Below are 16135 nucleotides of genomic sequence, written 5' to 3'. Positions count from 1 at the left end.
GATCGGCATCCGACTGGAATGCTCTTCGGGAACACGGTATCCAGCTGCTATGTTCGCAGTGAAGTTCGCGCCAATAGACGTCTGCGATGCAAGGAGGATAGTCGCCAAATGATCTCCCACATCATTTTCGCTTCGGTGCGCGGATGACGACGACAAACGGCGGCCGCTCGCACGGCTTGGAGATCATCGACCCGATCCAGGTGAACACGGTGATCTGGCTGCGTTCGGTACCGGAAAACGAACTTGGACCCTCGGAGCGGATGGTCCACGACCTGGCAATCGCCACAATCGGCAATCCCTTCGCCTTCGAAGAAATTGTCGTTTCAGACCGCGCGGAAATGCTTGGCACCCTCACGACCATCGCCGAACGCTGCGCAACGGGACTTCGCCCGATACTGCATTTCGATTGTCATGGTTCGGAGGCTGAAGGCCTGCGGCTGGCGCCGAGCGCGGAAAATGTCGGCTGGGAGGATCTCGCCGACGCGCTCCGCGCAATCAATGTTGCGACCGGAAACAATCTCTGCTGCATCTTCGGGGTCTGTTTCGGACTTCATCTGTCGTTGACCCTCGATCTGAAAAAGCCCTCGCCCTATTTTCTGACGATTGCACCCGAGCGGAAGATTGAGGTCGGCGTCCTAGAGCGCTACTTGCCAGACTTCTATGCGGCGCTTTTCAAAACGCAACACATCACCAATGCGTTCGAAACGCATTTGCGGCCACATCTCACCCTCTATAATTGCAAAGCGCTCGTGGTGCAGAGTCTGGCGCAGTTTTGGGCGACCTTTGCGATGGGCAAGGGACTAAAGCGATGGCGTGAGCGCAATGTCTCCCTCGCACTCGCCGCACACGGAATTTCCCAGCCGACCGCAGCGCAACTCGGCTACACTCGTCAGGTCGTGAAGCGGACGCTTCGCCCGACCCAGGCCATCATCGCAGAATATGCCAAGAGCTTCCTGATTGGCCGAGACCTAGGGTTCGGCGTTGAGGAGGTGATGCGACTTGCGACGGGCTACAAGGGACATCTCGAGCGTCAGCAACGACGACAGGAGCGGGCGCGGAAAAGCCGGCCCGTCCGCGAACGCTGAGCCGCAGAAACCGCTGGACAGAATTCTATGTCTAGGTATTTGGTATCCCATAACAGGATATGGGATACCAAATGAAAAGTTATGAGCACGTTGCCTACCTGCTGATGGCGATGCTGAAGGAAGGCGGCAAGGCGCGGTTTCGCCTGAGCCGGAAGTCGCTGCAGCTCATTTCCGGCCGCGACGTCATCAAGGCGGCATTGATCCGCAACATCGCCGAATGGATGGAGGGCGTAGCGGTCATCCTCCCCCTCAATCGCGGCGGCTATGTCGTGATCTCCCAGGAAAGTCTGGAGGGCATCGCGGCCGCCAAGATTGGCGAGGTCATCCCTGACTGGCGCACGCTGGATGTTGACGAACTACGCACGCGCGTGGATCCGGGCACGGACGAAGAGGAGGAATAAAGACGTCGTGATGTGTGGACGACCCCTGCGGCGCAAGAGCTTTCGTATAGCGATGAGCACCGGTCGGGTGCATCCATGTGTTCGGCCTACTTGCGCAGCACCACATAGCTGCTGGCCCTGATGAAGTCCGCGGATCGGATCCCTAATCACGTCATCGCGCTCGAAGCGCTTTGCTCCGCTAGGTTTGTTCGATCCCCGGTCTGACCGGTTTGTCATCACCACTCAGCTGCCCTTACACCATCCCGTCGACCGCGTCAGCGCGCGACGAGGACAGCAGTCACGCGGCGGCGGCCGCGTAGACCTCTTTGCGCGCCATCACTGCCCAGGCGATCCGCGCTGTCTTGTTCGCAAGCCCCATGGTTGCGATCTTCACCGGCTTGCGCTCGAGCAGCTGTGCTAGCCAAGGCTGGCGGGCGGCATCCTTGCGCGCCATGCGCATCACCGCAGTCGCACCGACGACCAGCAGTTTGCGAAGGTATTCGTCACCCTGCTTGCTGATGCCGCCAAGCCGCTCCTTACCACCCGAGCTATGGGGACGCGGAGTGAGCCCTAGCCATGCAGCGAATTGCCGTTCCGAACGAAACAATGATGCGTCGGGTACAGCTGCAGCGATTGCGGAGGCGGTAATCGGGCCGATGCCAGGAATGGTCGCGAGCCGGCGGCTCGTGTCATCGGTACGATGCCAGGCCAGGATCTGTGCCTCGAGCCGATCAACCTCGCTCGCCAGAGATCTCAGCTGGGCACCGATGGTATGCAGCGCCGATCGCGCATGTGCCGGCAGCTGCTCTTGCCCCTCGTGCAGGAGCTTCATCAGCACGCTAACCCCACCAGGCCCCTTGCTGGACACGATGTCATACTCCGACAGGTGCGCGCGCAACGCGTTGATCAGTGCAGTCCGCTGCCGCACAAGCAGGTCACGGGTCTTGTGGAGCATCAGCACCGCTTGCTGATCGACGCTCTTCACCGCGACGAACCTCATCGTCGGCCGGGTCACCGCCTCGCAGCTCGCCTCCGCATCGGCAGCGTCGGTCTTGCCGCGCTTCACGTATGGTTTCACATAAGCCGGAGGCATCAGCCGCACATCATGGCCCAGCGCTAGAAGCTCCCGGCCCGAATGGTGTGCCGAAGCACATGCTTTCATACCTACCAGCAGCGCGGCAAGGATGAGAAGAACTTCAACACCTCGGCACGCCGAAGCTGCCGACGGACCAGCACCTTGCCATCGGCAGCAATGGCGTGAACTTGGAACACATTCTTCGCCAGATCGACACCGACGGTAACGACATCCTTCTGCATGGACCGACTCCTAGACGTGGCTCAACGACCACATGATTGCACAGCTACGCTCGTGCAGGGGTCGTCCACCACATCACGTCAGGGCCATAGTGCGATATAGAATCAAGTTCGACAGGCATCGTGGCGTCTACTGTAATGATCTGGTTCGGATGGCACAGTAGTGGTCCGACCATCTCGATCCAGGCGGTCCATGAGCATGTCCAGCGCTGTAGGCAGCGGTCCGCGGAAAGGAACACACGGTCCCATACTGCTTCGCGGCGAGGGAGCGTCAAAGGCTGCGAGCGATCCTGTCTTGACTGTGCCAACCGCGTACGCTTGCCGAGGGCGCTACCTGGGGGTACGAGCCGTGGTCGTCGCCGCGAATGTGATTTCAGCAGTCCTGCCGTTGGGCAACTTCGAAAGGAGGGGGGATCCCTCGTAGGAATTGATGAACCACATAGAAACTTTTTATGTCGGATGTTTTCGGGGATTGGCAGATCTCACCTTCGATGGTGCAGGCCATTTCAACCTGATTGTAGGTGGCAATAACAGCGGCAAGACCTCCGCCCTAGAGGCGCTCGCGGTGTTTGCAGCTCCTCTGGACGTAGTGGAATGGGCATCGGTTGCCCGGAACAGGGAGGTTCGATCCTTCATGTCCTCCGCGTCGCCTGGCTTATCATGGTCAGATGCTGTTCGATGGCTGTTTCATCAGGACACCAGCGAGTGGCAGCGGAGCACGAGCTATCTACGCTTAGCCGCAGAGGGTCGCACACCAGTTCGGTCTTTAGAGGCGGCTTGTGAGCCAGTACGGGGCATTGCGCCCGAACCTCGCTTCAAACCACTTAATAGAAGCTCCAGGAGGCTCCAGGAGCTTGGGGTAGAGGAGGACGGATGGCACCTATCCATCCGTGCAGATCTTGATCCCTCGTCCCCCGCCGTCGCTCAAGGGAAGCTTACCTTCGGGAGCGGTTCAGACGAAGTGCGTCAGCATGGAACGGCCTTATCTGTAGACCTTCAGATTTGGTCCTCAACCCCGCTTTTGAGGGGGCCTCGTGCGCGGGGCCTTCAAACGCGCTCAGCGGTCCTAAGCCCCTACTCTCATCGCAACGAGCCTCTACAGATGCGGAGACTATCGGACGCGATCTCCTCTGGTCGTAAAGACGCCGTGTTAGGCCTGTTGCGCGGCATCGACCCCGAGCTCGTAGACCTAGAAATCATCGCAACAGAAGGCGATCGCCCCCTTCTCATCGCGGTTTTCGAGCGTAGCCGACGGGTGCCGGTTACAGTGCTCGGGGACGGCTTTAGAAGAGCGCTAGCGATTGCGGTGGCCATTAATGAGGTTCGTGGCGGCATCCTTATGATCGATGAAATCGAAGCAGCGATGCATGTGAGCGCACTTGATACATTGTTCCCGTGGCTTCTGCGCTCGGCGGCAGAACTCGAAGTCCAGATTTTCGCAACGACCCACAGTTTGGAAGCAATTCAAGAGATTACGGCAGCCGTTCCCCGAAATGATATAGATGATTTGGCGGCGTTCCACTTGCCAAGTCGTGGTCCCTCAGGTGGCACGCTCCGCCGATACAACGGCAATATGTTGAAACGATTAGTTCAAGAGCGGGGGCTCGACATCCGATAAAATGAAGTACCACCTCGCAGTAGTTGAGGGCCCCCACGACGCTTCGTTCTTCGGAGTGCTCCTGCGAGAGCTCGGATTCGACAAGGTTGAAACTGTCGCTGCCGTTGACCCTTTCTGGGGCGGCTTGATTCCTCGCGTGTTTCCGACAGGAGATCGACTGGAGCACGTCGTTCGATATCCAGATATGTATACGCGGAGCGGAGCAGACGCACGCTCGGTTGCTGTATCTGTGGCGGGCGGCGACAGCCGCCTGCTAAGCGAGTTGCGCGCAGCTCTAGAGATCCTTGATGTTACCTCGATGTCTGGAGTGTGCATCGTTGCCGATGCAGACGATCAAAATGCACCCCACCGCTTCGCCCAATTACTCGCGGGTCTCACAGCTTTAAACACGTCGCATGGGCCAGGCGGAAAAGAGGGCGGCGCTGCCGGCGTGCCGGGCTTTCCTCTAGTTTTGCCTGCCGCCGCTGGGGACATCGCAGCGGGAATACCGAAGGTCGGCATCTACGTACTGCCTGACAATGCTCAGCCAGGCACCTTAGATGACATCTTGGTGGCTTGCGCAGCATCGAGCCTGCCGTCTCTGTGTGGACCAGCGAAAGCGCTGGTTGCGGCGGTCGATGCTAACGGCACGGCAGGAGATCCAGTTTTGAAGCCGCTGCGCAAGCCATCGGGGCCTTTGAAAGCCACTGCGGGCATCATCGGCAATCTTCTTCACCCCGGCTCCGCAACGAGTGCGTCCGTGGAGCGAGGGCCTTGGCTTCGAAGCGCGACTGGCCACGAGATAGGCCTCTCAAGCTTGAGGGGCTTCCTCGCGAACTGGTTAGCATAAGTTTTGCTGCGCGGTCCTGTCGACCGTGGAAGCCTTGCGACTAGCGGGCTAGTTGAACGAAGGTCCGCTTCCACAGCTGCTGCTCTTGAAACCGGCTAGTCTGCAACGGGCCCAATCTGAGTCTGCCAAGGAGATCAGAGCTGCAATCGCTGAATGTCCACTTCTGACAAGACCCGCCGTTCGACATGTCGCCGGCGAACGGCAGAATTGTCCCAACATCTGCCCGGAGCCTAAGCTGTGAGTTTAAGATCTCACCCGCGACAACACGCGCGCCGCAACGCCGCTCTGCACCTGTAGTTGGCGCCCATAGCGCAGCGCGGTGGAGGGCGACGACCAGCGCAGCGTCAGCGCGATCCCCGCCCCATCCTCCCCGGCCGCGAACAAGTCCTGTGTCAGCCCGACTCGCAAGCTATGGGTCGAAAGCGCCGCGATGGCCGCGTCGAGGTCTCCGGCGGGCAGATCGACAAGGCCCGCTTGGGCCGCGGCAAGCGCGATGCGCCGGTAGATGCTGGTCACACCCTGACGGGTAAGCGGGACATCGCCCACCGTGTACGTGACCAGCAGCGCCGCACCGTCTTCATCAGTTTCAGCCCAGCGCGCATCGGCGATCTCCTTGGCGCGTTGCCGGCGCCGATCGACACCAACGCGGCGGAAGAGTACACCCTCGCTGATCCCGCTTTCCGAACGCCAAGCCGTCACTCGTCGCATCGTGTCGGCTGAAAGCCACGCCCAGGCGCCCATACCTTCCTGATCGGTTTTCGAGCGCGGCAGGTGGAGCAACCCAGTGCCGTCTGCTTGCGGCCGCATATCCTTCACCTCGACGGCAGTGAGTTCACTGACTCGCAAACCCGCGTCATAGCCGAGCGAGAGCAAGGCGGCATCGCGCACGCCCTGTGGATCGCTGCTGCACGCTGCAAGCATGGCGCTGATCGTGCACCCACGCGCGTCGCCCAGCTCGCCGCCGAACCGCAACGGCGCCGCCTGACGCTGCGCCGCGCCTTGGCGCCGGCGATTGCCGCGCAGTGCATTGCGCACCATTGGTGCCGAGGTGGCCGGCGTCTCGCCGCCTAGCTCGAGCATACGATGGACGGTAGCGAGGCTGGCGACGCGCCGCGTCAGCGTCGCGGGCTTCTTACCATCCGCTTCCAGCGCACGCAGGTAGCGCACGAGATCCTCGGGTTCCGCAGGCAACGGCTTACGATGCTCGTGCGCGCACCAGTCGAGCCAGCAATCGAGATCGGCGGCGATCGCCAGCTTGGAGGCAGGTGCCATCGCCTCCAGCGCGGTTTCGAGCCCAAGCGCATTGATCGGCGGCAGATCGGGTGGCGCGGCGCGCGCAAGCGTGCCGATCAAGCGCTCGTCGGGCGTGAGCGCGTGCGCGCGCCGCGCGTGGCGGCGCGGCAACGGACCAGACCCGCGTACCATGATGGTCATAGTGCTGACATCCGATGCAGAAGATGCACCAGGGAGAGCTTCGAACGCCGATGGGCCACCGCGACCTTCGTCGTCCCGATTAGACCCCGCAGCTCGCGCTGTGCCATCCGTGCCGGTGAATGCCTCATTACCCCGGTCGTGACTCATGCCCTACCCTGCCATTCTGTTCTGATCAATAACCTGCCTATATCTACCATAACACACGATTATGGAAAGTGCTTAAGTGGTGTGTAGCATGGGTGAGGGCGTTTGCCAGATAGCGGGTCTATGTGGCACATGCGGCTTGCTGTTGAGCTCGGACGTTAAGAAGCCTAGTATGCTTCAACGCGGCTAATGAGGAGCACCGAGGCTGGAATGACCGTTCAAGTGAACATCACACCCAATGGTCGCATGAGCTTGCCGGCCGACATCCGCAAGCGACTGGGTCTGAACGGCGGCGGTGCGGTCTACCTCGACGAGACCGACGATGGCGTGGTTCTGCGTACTGCGGCGCAGGCTGTGGCCCGTGCGCAAGCCTTGGCCAAGCAGTACACGGGTGACAACCCGGACAGTTTGGTCGAGGCCTTTCTCGCCAGGCGGCGCGAGGACAGCGGCGAATGAGCGAGGTCGTGCTCGACGCCTCGGCGCTGCTCACGATGCTCAAAGGCGAGCGCGGCGCCGCCAAGGTCGCTAGCGCCATCGCCGGCGCACGGATCAGCGCAGTCAACTACGCCGAAGTGGTGAGCCACTTTGTGCACGCCGGCATGCCGGAGCGCGAAGTGGATGCGATGCTGGATCCACTCCCGATGGCCATCGTGCCGGTCGACAAAGCGTTGGCGAAGCTTGCCGGACGTTTGCGCGCGGTCACCGCGGAAGCGGGCTTGTCGCTGGGCGACCGTGTCTGCCTCGCCCTCGCGCGCCGCGACGGTCTGCCCGCATGGACCAACGATCTGGATTGGAAGAAAGTTGCTGATGCGGTGGAGGTCAAGGTAGTGGCGATCCGCTGACGAGCTTGCATTGCAATGTGGAGGCTGACGCGCATCATTGGCAGCGCTGGGGGAATGTCTTCCGGCTTTGCGCCATCCGCGATCTCTTTGAGGACTCTACGAGCCGCCAGCAGCGAGGTAGTGAGCTTAACGGCTCAGCATGCAGCAAATCACTTCTACCACATTGATAAGACGGTATAAAAGCCTGAATTGATAATAGTAGTTATGTTAAATAGCAGGGAGGCTGGAAAGTCGGTCGGCTACAGCTTCCCCGGTTTGCGGCTTGTGGATTAACGTAATAGGGGTGACGTGGCCTGTGAGAAATCCACGCCCGGGCGGTTTATACGCTACTAATCCGCATGAAGATGACCGACACGAGCACGGCATTCAGCACCTAGAAGAAGTGGATCACGACTAGTCCCAGCCAGTCGCAGCCGCGAATGGTGAAGGGCGGTGCGAACTCGTAGCAGGCCGGCAGGCCGGTGAACTTGAGAATGACGAACTTCAGCGGCGGGTAGACCGAAGATCACGTGTCTTAGGCGCCTTTCTCATGCGCCCAGTTTGCATTGCTGAACCACCCGATGCCCAAGTCACGCACCGTGACCAGGATCTCGGCTTCTGGATCGGGGCTCCAGAGGGATTACTCGGTTTGGAGCGCGGTCATAGGGTGGACCGCACGCGCGCGCCGGATAGTCGCGGAAGCGGCCTCCGAAGACTGAGGAAGCGAACCTTGCCCGCCTCCGCGAGCCGGCCATTGCTCCAACTGTCTCCTGGACCGGCACCTCAGGGTCGACGCGATGCTGATAATAGAGGTCGATGACATCAACCCCGAGCCGCATGAGGCTGATCTTGCACGCCTGACGGACAAAGTCGGGCGACCGTTGATTCCGCGGAAGCTTCCCTCTGCGCTCCGAACGTTCCCGAACTTGGTCGCGATCACGACCCGTTCGCGGTGCATGTGGATTGCGCGGCCGAGCAGTTCTTTATTGATCGACGCCATACATTTCGGCCGTGTCGAACAACGTCACGCCGCGCTCCAGCGCGACGTCGATGATGCCACCGCCGCCGCCTCGTCGCGGCCGGCGTAGAATTCGGTCATCCCCATGGACCCGAGGCCGAGCGCCGACACCTCCAGCCCCTGTGCGCCAAGTTTGCGCATTTCCATCGTGAAAGTTCCTATGTTGACCGACGGTCACCACCGGCAGCCCAGCGTTGCAGTGGTTGGAAGTTCAGGCGTGGTTCGCGCCGGCGAGCCGGGCAGCAAACTCGGCGACGCGCGCTCCGTAGTGGCGAGCCGTCTCGAGGTCGCCAACCGACATCTCCTCGGGCGCAGCATCGGCATCGCATTGCGCCATGGGCGCGATGTAGGACCCCATCCGATTGGGATCGTCACGCTCCGACGCCTTCACGTTGGCCGGTTTCACCGCGAGGCTGACCCAAAGGCCACCATGCTGGCCGGCAAGGAGCACGAAATACTGTAGCGTGTTGAGCTTGTCGCCGTTCATGCTGGCGCTGTTCGTGAAACCGCCGAACACCTTGTCCTTCCATGCGTCCGCGGACCACGGCTTGGACGAGGCGTCGGCGAACTTCTTGAACTGCCAACTAGGGCCGCCCATGTAGGTCGGCGATCCGAAGATGATGGCGTCGGCCGCGGCGAGCGTGTTCCATGCATCCTCCGGAATGTTGCCTTCGCCGTTGATCGGGATCAGCGTGCCGCGAGCGCCGGCGGCAACTGCCTCGGCCATGCGCTGGGTGTGACCATAGCCCGAATGGTACACGATGACGGTTCTTCTGCTGTACTGGGTCATTGTCGTTTCCTGACTAAGCGTTCGAAGTATCAGGCTTACCGTTACGACCATGCGTGATAAACCGCGTCTTCCGGAACACATTGTTCTCCTGTGAATGCACAATCAGGGTCACCGATGCAGGATCTCGAACAACTTCTGATCTTCACGCGGGTGGCGAACATGGGCAGCTTTACCCGCGCTGCCGACAGCCTCGGCATCTCCAAGGGGCGGGCCTCCACGGCAGTCCGCGACCTGGAAGCCTCTGTTGGCGTCCGGCTGCTGCACCGGACGACGCGCAGCGTGCAACTAACGGAGGACGGGCGTACGTTTCACGCCCGCGCTCGCGGCCTGTTGGCCGACGCCGATGATCTCCAGTCGATGTTCGCAGGGGAGCATGCGGCGCTTCGCGGTCGCCTCCGTGTCGACCTGCCGACCGAGGTGGTGCGCACGGCGATCATGCCGGCGCTGCCAACGTTCCTGTCAGCGCATCCCGATCTCGAACTTGAGCTGTCGAGCACCGACCGGCAGGTCGATCTGGTGCAGGAAGGCTTTGATTGTGTTCTGCGGATCGGCCCAGTCGGCGACGAATCGCTGATCGCGCGCCCGCTGGGTAGACTCCGGATGGTCAATGCGGCCAGTCCCGCCTACCTAGCACGTCACTGCGTTCCCAGGTCAATCGAGGACTTGCTGCGCCAGGAACACCGCACGGTTCACTACAGCCGAACGCTCGGCGCAAAGTCGTACGGTTGGGAGTACCCGGTTGGCCAGGGCCGTTACGCGACGCTGCCCCTGCCCGGCGCGCTGCACGTCAACAGCGTGCAGACGTATCATGCTGCCGGGCTTGCGGGGGTTGGCCTGATCCAGGCGGCGCTGCTCGGCGTTCGCCACCATCTCGATAGCGGAGCATTGGTCGAGGTCCTGCCGGACCTTCGCCCCGAACCGCTCGACACGGCGTTCGTGGTTGCGCATCGGAGCAATCTCTCACGTCGTGTCCGCACCTTCATCACCTGGGCGACGACGGTGCTGGCACCCTATCTGGATTGAGTTTTGTTCAGGGAGACGGGCAGCTGTCTGTACAACCCCACCCACAGCGCGTCGGTCCTGCCGGCGATCATCCTGAAGCGTCTTCTCGCGCCCGATCTTCAGGTTGGATCGGGTCAGAGTTCGCCCTTAATGAGCAGTTCGCGGGTACGCTTCAGCGTCGAAAGCAGCGCCGCCTTGTAGCCCTTGTCGCTATCGAACTGCGCCTGCTCGGCCTGCTCCTCGATCCCGCCGGCTGCTTGTCGCGCAGGCCGAGATAGCAGTAGAACTACAGCTGGAGCTCGCCTGCATCGTCCTCGAACAGCTCGTTGACGATGGCGCCCTCGCGCGGGCCGGTCGCCAGGGAGAAGGTAACCTTGCGGCCCCGCTCCAGCATGATGATCTCGCGCAGGTCCTGCCCGCCGATAGTCGCCTAGCGCACGAAGTCGTAGCGCTCTCTTTAGTGACATCGCAGCTGGTGCACAGGCCCGGCGGCAGGAAAAGGCGGGCCTCGAGCGCCTCGCGCCCGAGGCCTTGCTAAGCCTGTTCACGGGTCAGCGGTGTTTCGCCTTTCTGATTCACCGGAACGGTAGCAGTCGAATAGATCATGACGACGTGTCCTTGTTCAGGAGGGACGTGCCGGCTCAGCCGGCGATCTGGGCGACGTAGTCGCGATATGAGTGCAGCGGCCGGCCGAGCAGCGCCGTCAACCGTTCGACGTCACCCGGCGCGGGGATCATGCCGTCGCTCCCGAACCGCTCGGCCATCTGCCGCATGTCGTATGCCATCCAGCTCGGCATGGGCTAGCGCAGGTTCTGCTCGAAGCCTGCCGTGTCCTAGCCGGGAAAGGCGATTGGGCGCCCCAGCACCTCGGACCAGATCGCGGCAGCATCGGCGCCGGTCAGCGTTTCGGGACCAACCAGGTTGATGCGATTGAGCGGCAGCGGCGCGGACGACTGCTCACAGCGGCCCGATTGCGGCGACCTCACCTACGTCACGGGCGTCGACCATGGCGAGCCCCTTGTCGCCGATCGGCATGGGATAGATGCCATAAGCCGTGACCACGTCTTCGTGGCTTCGTGAATTGCTACCTCGCTCACCAAGACGCCACACCGCGCGTTGGGATGGAGGCAAGCATGACCAACCCAGTATTCGGAAAGCGCTCGAAGGTTCGCGTACTCGGGGCACTTGGCGGCGCCGGCCAGCTCATTGTGCAAGAGGCGCAGGCGCGTGGGTACAACGTGGCTGCTCTGGTTCGCTCGCCGGAAATGGCGGACGGCCTGATACGGAGACGAGGCTGACGCCTGGGAGTGGACGACAGGTTCTCGGCAAAGCGATCATTCGCAGCTCGTTCTGCTAACGACTTCGATTGGTCGCATTCTGTCGTCGCCGCCCGCTCCCGGCTCGACCGAATATTGGTCACTCAACGCCCCCTCCTTGCGTCCCAACTTCTGCCGCTCGTTCACGTGGGCTCCTGCGCTTTCCAGGCGCTAGCTCGCTAACGGCGGAAGGACCTTAAGTGGGACAAAGCCGTTGTTCGCGAACACGGACCTGAATGACGCTTTCCGGATGAACCGGCCATTCGCGCAGCACCATGGATTGACCAAGCAGACACAAGCGCCGGCGGATTGCAGAACGGGGGGCGCAGAGATGCTGAGCTAGCTGTCGCTCGAATGGGAGTAGGATAGCCGGAAGTGAGCATTGAGATCACGCCTGACGGCAACCCTCAGTCAAAGTTGAAGAAGCGTCTAAGGGAATGATAAGTGACGTCGGAGATGGCATACCGCCCAAATCCGCGCTCAGCATTCTCCCCTTCGGTCCAATCATCCCAAGTGAACAAGTAGGCATCTTCGTTCCGCTTCACGGTGCGGGTACGGCGGGTGACTCTTCCTTGAAAATGTCCGTAATTCGTAATGCCGGCAGCGTTGAGAGCGTCGGCCAAAATGACAGGTCCGCGTTCTGCCAAAATGCGCAGACCTGCCATGGTCTTGTCGCCGGCTCCTTCAGCAAAGGCAGCGACTTCATCCAGGCTTAGGTCGACCACATCGTCCCAATTAAACTGATCATCGCCTACTGATGCTTCCATTACTGGCGTAATGGCCACAGTCGGCGCCGGAGGGTGAGTGACACCAAGGGTCGCCTCGACGACGAGGCGAAGATCGGGCGCCATCTCGAAGCCTGCTGGTATTTCGAAATGATCAAGGTATCTGGGATCGTGACCCTCCGCCTTTGCTACCACCTTCAACTGTGCCCAGAGCGCCTTGCCCTTAACTGTCTCGGGCGTTTGGCCACCAGCCAGCGTCCAAAGTGCTTCCGAATCTGGCGACCCTCCATTCGGCCATAGCACCGGGACAAGCTTCTTTCGCTTCTCCAGGTATAGCTTGCGAGCGCCATTCACATTTGAAGCCGCGCGGGATCGCCATTCCTCGGCAGTTGCAATATCAATACCGTAGAGTGCTGACAGATATTCGGCTCCACAGAAATAGGCTTCCATGTCAGAGCCCGCCGTCACCCATGGGTGAACGCCACGCGTATTATACTTTTCTTTCCATCTGTCGCCCTCGACTGCAGTCATGAAGTCGCCGTCGCGGTGGATGATGGCATTTAGCCTCAGCTTACCATCAACGAGCAGTCCTTCTAAGAGCTTGTCCTTCGGCAGGTTCTCGATGCCGAAGCACCGGCAAACCGCGATCTGCCTTGAGAGTGCAGGCCATTGTCTCAACACCGACTGGATCGCAGTGGCACCTTCGTCCTCAACGAACATCAGTGTGCTTTTGTCGAGACCGCCCCATCCGAGCAGCCGACGAATGGCCTCGTCATCCTCGGTATGAACGCTCCCTTCGTTCATCCAGACGAGCTTCACTGCGGGACTCGCGGCGCGCACGATATGTGGGCTGTGCGTTGTTAGGACGATCTGCGTCCCGAAATTGCGAGCGGCCCGTTCGAGTGCCTCAATCAGTCGTTCCTGCTTGTCAGGATGCAAATGCGCATCGGGCTCATCGATCAACAGAATCTTGGGTAAGAACAGGACCAGATATGCGAAGATCTGAACGACCTGAAGCATGCCAGTCGCAAGTGTCTCGAGCGGTCGCGGAGGCATGCCCGTACCCTCGACCGAATATCGCGCGGAGATATGATAATCTTCACGGCCGTCAAACTCGACGGTGATCTTGATGCCCGGATGAACCTCGTTCAACAACTCGTTCAGCTTGGCGAGCCGCGCGTCGCCGGCCTTGGCGTCGACCTCTCCAACCAGCTGACTCCTGATATTCCAAAGGATATTTCGCAAAACGCCGCCAGCATCTCCGCTGGCCGCTTGGCGACGCAGAAGTGGTTGCGCAAGAATCGATTCGCGTTCGGACAGACCCGCTAGACCCGGGATATAGGCTGTGATGAACTGAACCCGCTGTTTGTACGGCGTTGCTAGAGGACCATCGATATGGGCGGTAATTCCGCCTCGGTTCCTGGCCGCAAAGATGCTGACGCCGACATTGAGTGCTTCGTCTCCTTCACCCTCATGGGTAAAAATGACTTCCGTAGGCTGCGTGTCTTTGCCCGTTTTGAGCTCGCTCTTGTGCGCCGTGCGCAGGGGCTCACTGGAGGGCAGATAATCGATGCGTTCGAACGCCATCATCTCGCTGGTATTGCGCGGCTGGATATAGCTTGCAGCGCGAGCCGCCCAGTGGATCGCCTGTAGGGCGGACGATTTGCCCGACCCGTTGGGCCCAACAAGGACAGTAACATCCGCGAGCGGTATCAGCGCCTCACTCGTGGCTTTAAAATTTTTAACTCGCACGGAGGCAAGACGGCTCCACCGCCGCGCACGGGCGGAACGCGTGTCCGACAGGCCAACCGGCGTGCCAGACGTCACCCTTTCGAGAACAGGCTCCGCAGACGGCCCGAGACGCTGAGCAACTTCCGGTCCGGCCGGATCTTGTTTAATTTCCCCCATCTCTGACCTCTAACGATCCGGCTCTGAATATGCCAGCGTCGTCGGACGCTCGCCCGCAGAGCCCCACCGCTGAATGGCCTGAGTTGAGTCGACACCTGCCGCAGCGGTTACGACCCATCTCCGGCCACTCGGACCGCCCTTCCCGCATCCCAACTACGGACATACGTTCATGTCGTTGTTCGATGTCAGCGCGCGGGTCGGACGAGCCGTCGACAAGCCGCGGATTGGGTTGCGACCTCCCTGGAGGTGACCCGGACTAGATCGGCGGTATCGTCGCGAGGTGGACGGCGAGGCTTGAGCGGCTCCAGTCACGGAACTTCTCGCGCTCGGCGACGCATGTGGAAGAGTTCGGATTTACTCCGCAACTCTGCATATTGTTAAGGTCGATAACCAGACCGCTCCGGATGCTCGCTACGCCGTAGTAGCGGTTGCCGCGCGCCATGTGCGTCACGAACGCGTAGTCTGCCTGAACCGAACTCAGGGAGACCGGGCTGTTCCTGAAATAGCCAGCACGTCGAACCACGAAGCCGTCGGGCCTTTGCATAGGCATGACGTAGCTGAACGAGGGATCCGTCGCGTACGGACCTTCCGCTTGACTGGCCAGCCAGGTCTCGAAGGTCACGGACGCCAGCTGCACCTGCAACTGACGTTTGGGGGGATCAGTAGCAGGCGTGTTGGTCGCCTGGATAGCCATGCGGACGTTAGGCGAGACTTCGACCTCGCACAGCCCATCGTCACCGGCGGAGATGCTTCTGCCCGCGGGAACCGCCAGCGAAGCGCCGGTATCCCGGTCGACCCAGATGTCGAACCGCTCGCCCACGCTAGAGCCGAGCGATGTGTTGGCGGTCATCGTCAGCTGCTGCAGTCCATTTTTGTCGTCGGAGCTGACGTAAAGATCCTCCAGCGACGACGATCGCGAGTAGACGAAGACGGCCGGTCCGCAGGTCACCGACTTCTCGTCGCTCTGAGGCCGCTGATGGGCGAACCGCAGTTCGGAATCGTTTGGCTCCGCTTCGACGGAGGTGATAGCCGGACCGGCGGCCAGTTCGTCCAGATAGTCCGACCTAACGGCCCATACGACGCCGCCCGCCCCGTTCTGAAGGCCACCGCTTCCTATCGCCCGAACATAGCCCGCAGCATCTATGAGGGGAGCGCCGGAGTGTCCGGGGAGCAGGTTGCCGTCAAGGCGGAGGATCGCGGTATCCAACGCGAACTTGCCGCTCGAAGCGACCTGCTTCCCCAGTTCGGCGGGCAGCAGATCCATCAGCTTGGAGCCTGGCGGCGCATTCCGCACGGTGACGTCGAGCATTTTCGAGTCGGATGTGGGCACGCCAATGGGATAGCCTATCGCGACGACGCGCGAGCCCACGTTTGGAAGTCCGCCCGCCGCCGAAAGAGGAACGACCCCCATCGGCTTGTCCGTCCGGAGCAGGACCAAGTCCCTTTTGGCGAGTTCCCGTTTCGGAACAGCCGTGTATGTCTGCCCGGTGCTTTCGAGAGTGACGCTAATCAGGGCACAGCCGGCAACAACGTGGCGAGCGGTCACGAGCGTCTCGTCGTCGCTCCATACGAACGCGGTGGCGGTGCGCTCGGCCGTTTCGCCGCAATCCTCGGCTACCACACGCCCCACGGAACGGAGGGCCGCCTGCATGACTGCGACTGAAGGCTCCTGTGCACCCACGCTGGTCGACGCCGGCAGGGTCAGAGAGGCGACCGCGCTGCCGAGAAGAAGACGGCCGATGGACCTCATA

General features: G+C 61.1%; 14 protein-coding genes and 1 pseudogene. 7 read left to right on the top strand and 8 right to left on the bottom strand.

Features of this window, described 5'->3' with window-relative positions; translation table 11 throughout:
* Nucleotides 1–143 precede the first annotated feature (143 nt).
* Both HNO88_RS12715 and HNO88_RS12710 read left to right on the top strand, forming a co-directional pair.
* Nucleotides 144–1085 carry a hypothetical protein gene (locus tag HNO88_RS12715; RefSeq protein WP_184245775.1) on the top strand — a complete coding sequence of 314 codons (942 nt, stop codon included), beginning with the start codon at nucleotides 144–146 and terminating at the stop codon, nucleotides 1083–1085.
* Nucleotides 1086–1156: 71 nt separating this feature from the next.
* Nucleotides 1157–1486, top strand: a complete 330-nt coding sequence (locus HNO88_RS12710) for a hypothetical protein (RefSeq protein ID WP_184245772.1) — start codon at nucleotides 1157–1159, stop codon at nucleotides 1484–1486.
* 277 nt (nucleotides 1487–1763) lie between these two features.
* Here the strand turns inward: HNO88_RS12710 and HNO88_RS12705 are convergent.
* Nucleotides 1764–2782, bottom strand: a pseudogene (locus HNO88_RS12705) (IS110 family RNA-guided transposase).
* A gap of 427 nt (nucleotides 2783–3209) precedes the next feature.
* Between HNO88_RS12705 and HNO88_RS12700 the strand changes: the two are divergent.
* Together HNO88_RS12700 and HNO88_RS23010 are read left to right on the top strand one after the other, a co-directional pair.
* Nucleotides 3210–4397 carry an AAA family ATPase gene (locus tag HNO88_RS12700; protein WP_184245768.1) on the top strand — a complete coding sequence of 396 codons (1188 nt, stop codon included), beginning with the start codon at nucleotides 3210–3212 and terminating at the stop codon, nucleotides 4395–4397.
* A 1-nt stretch (nucleotide 4398) separates the two neighbouring features.
* Nucleotides 4399–5226: a DUF3226 domain-containing protein gene (locus HNO88_RS23010; protein ID WP_376768771.1), complete on the top strand. Its 828-nt coding sequence runs from the start codon at nucleotides 4399–4401 to the stop codon at nucleotides 5224–5226.
* 243 nt (nucleotides 5227–5469) lie between these two features.
* Here HNO88_RS23010 and HNO88_RS12695 read toward each other — a convergent pair whose 3' ends face one another.
* Complete coding sequence (locus HNO88_RS12695) at nucleotides 5470–6660, bottom strand: tyrosine-type recombinase/integrase (protein ID WP_184245765.1); 1191 nt, start codon at nucleotides 6658–6660, stop codon at nucleotides 5470–5472.
* Nucleotides 6661–7014: 354 nt separating this feature from the next.
* Here HNO88_RS12695 and HNO88_RS12690 point away from each other — a divergent pair, with 354 nt between their 5' ends.
* Together HNO88_RS12690 and HNO88_RS12685 are read left to right on the top strand one after the other, a co-directional pair.
* Complete coding sequence (locus tag HNO88_RS12690; protein ID WP_184245761.1) at nucleotides 7015–7260, top strand: AbrB/MazE/SpoVT family DNA-binding domain-containing protein; 246 nt, start codon at nucleotides 7015–7017, stop codon at nucleotides 7258–7260.
* Nucleotides 7257–7646, top strand: a complete 390-nt coding sequence (locus tag HNO88_RS12685; protein ID WP_184245758.1) for a type II toxin-antitoxin system VapC family toxin — start codon at nucleotides 7257–7259, stop codon at nucleotides 7644–7646. Before HNO88_RS12690 ends, HNO88_RS12685 begins: the two co-directional genes overlap by 4 nt.
* Nucleotides 7647–8215: 569 nt before the next feature.
* Here HNO88_RS12685 and HNO88_RS22325 read toward each other — a convergent pair.
* The 3 genes from HNO88_RS22325 to HNO88_RS12675 all read right to left on the bottom strand — a co-directional run bounded on the left by HNO88_RS22325 (nucleotide 8216) and on the right by HNO88_RS12675 (nucleotide 9433).
* Complete coding sequence (locus tag HNO88_RS22325) at nucleotides 8216–8464, bottom strand: hypothetical protein (RefSeq protein ID WP_246381689.1); 249 nt, start codon at nucleotides 8462–8464, stop codon at nucleotides 8216–8218.
* 185 nt (nucleotides 8465–8649) lie between these two features.
* Nucleotides 8650–8790: a hypothetical protein gene (locus HNO88_RS22320; protein ID WP_246381686.1), complete on the bottom strand. Its 141-nt coding sequence runs from the start codon at nucleotides 8788–8790 to the stop codon at nucleotides 8650–8652.
* Nucleotides 8791–8854: 64 nt separating this feature from the next.
* Nucleotides 8855–9433: a flavodoxin family protein gene (locus tag HNO88_RS12675; RefSeq protein ID WP_184245755.1), complete on the bottom strand. Its 579-nt coding sequence runs from the start codon at nucleotides 9431–9433 to the stop codon at nucleotides 8855–8857.
* A gap of 114 nt (nucleotides 9434–9547) precedes the next feature.
* On the opposite strand from HNO88_RS12675, the gene HNO88_RS12670 reads away from it, so the two are divergent.
* On the top strand, nucleotides 9548–10456 hold the full coding sequence (locus tag HNO88_RS12670) for a LysR family transcriptional regulator (protein ID WP_184245752.1): 909 nt from the start codon (nucleotides 9548–9550) through the stop codon (nucleotides 10454–10456).
* Nucleotides 10457–11076: 620 nt separating this feature from the next.
* Here the strand turns inward: HNO88_RS12670 and HNO88_RS22315 are convergent.
* The 3 genes from HNO88_RS22315 to HNO88_RS12650 form a co-directional block, all read right to left on the bottom strand.
* Complete coding sequence (locus HNO88_RS22315) at nucleotides 11077–11220, bottom strand: hypothetical protein (RefSeq protein ID WP_246381683.1); 144 nt, start codon at nucleotides 11218–11220, stop codon at nucleotides 11077–11079.
* 938 nt (nucleotides 11221–12158) lie between these two features.
* Nucleotides 12159–14384 (bottom strand): ATP-dependent nuclease, encoded by a 2226-nt coding sequence (locus tag HNO88_RS12655; RefSeq protein ID WP_184245749.1) that lies wholly within the window; start codon nucleotides 14382–14384, stop codon nucleotides 12159–12161.
* A 256-nt stretch (nucleotides 14385–14640) separates the two neighbouring features.
* Nucleotides 14641–16134, bottom strand: coding sequence for a S1 family peptidase (locus tag HNO88_RS12650; protein ID WP_246381723.1), 1494 nt, complete (start codon nucleotides 16132–16134; stop codon nucleotides 14641–14643).
* Between the last annotated feature and the right edge of the window lies 1 nt (nucleotide 16135).

Source organism: Novosphingobium chloroacetimidivorans (genome assembly GCF_014204535.1).
Lineage (GTDB): Bacteria > Pseudomonadota > Alphaproteobacteria > Sphingomonadales > Sphingomonadaceae > Novosphingobium > Novosphingobium chloroacetimidivorans.
This window is presented reverse-complemented; position numbering and strand designations above follow the sequence as displayed.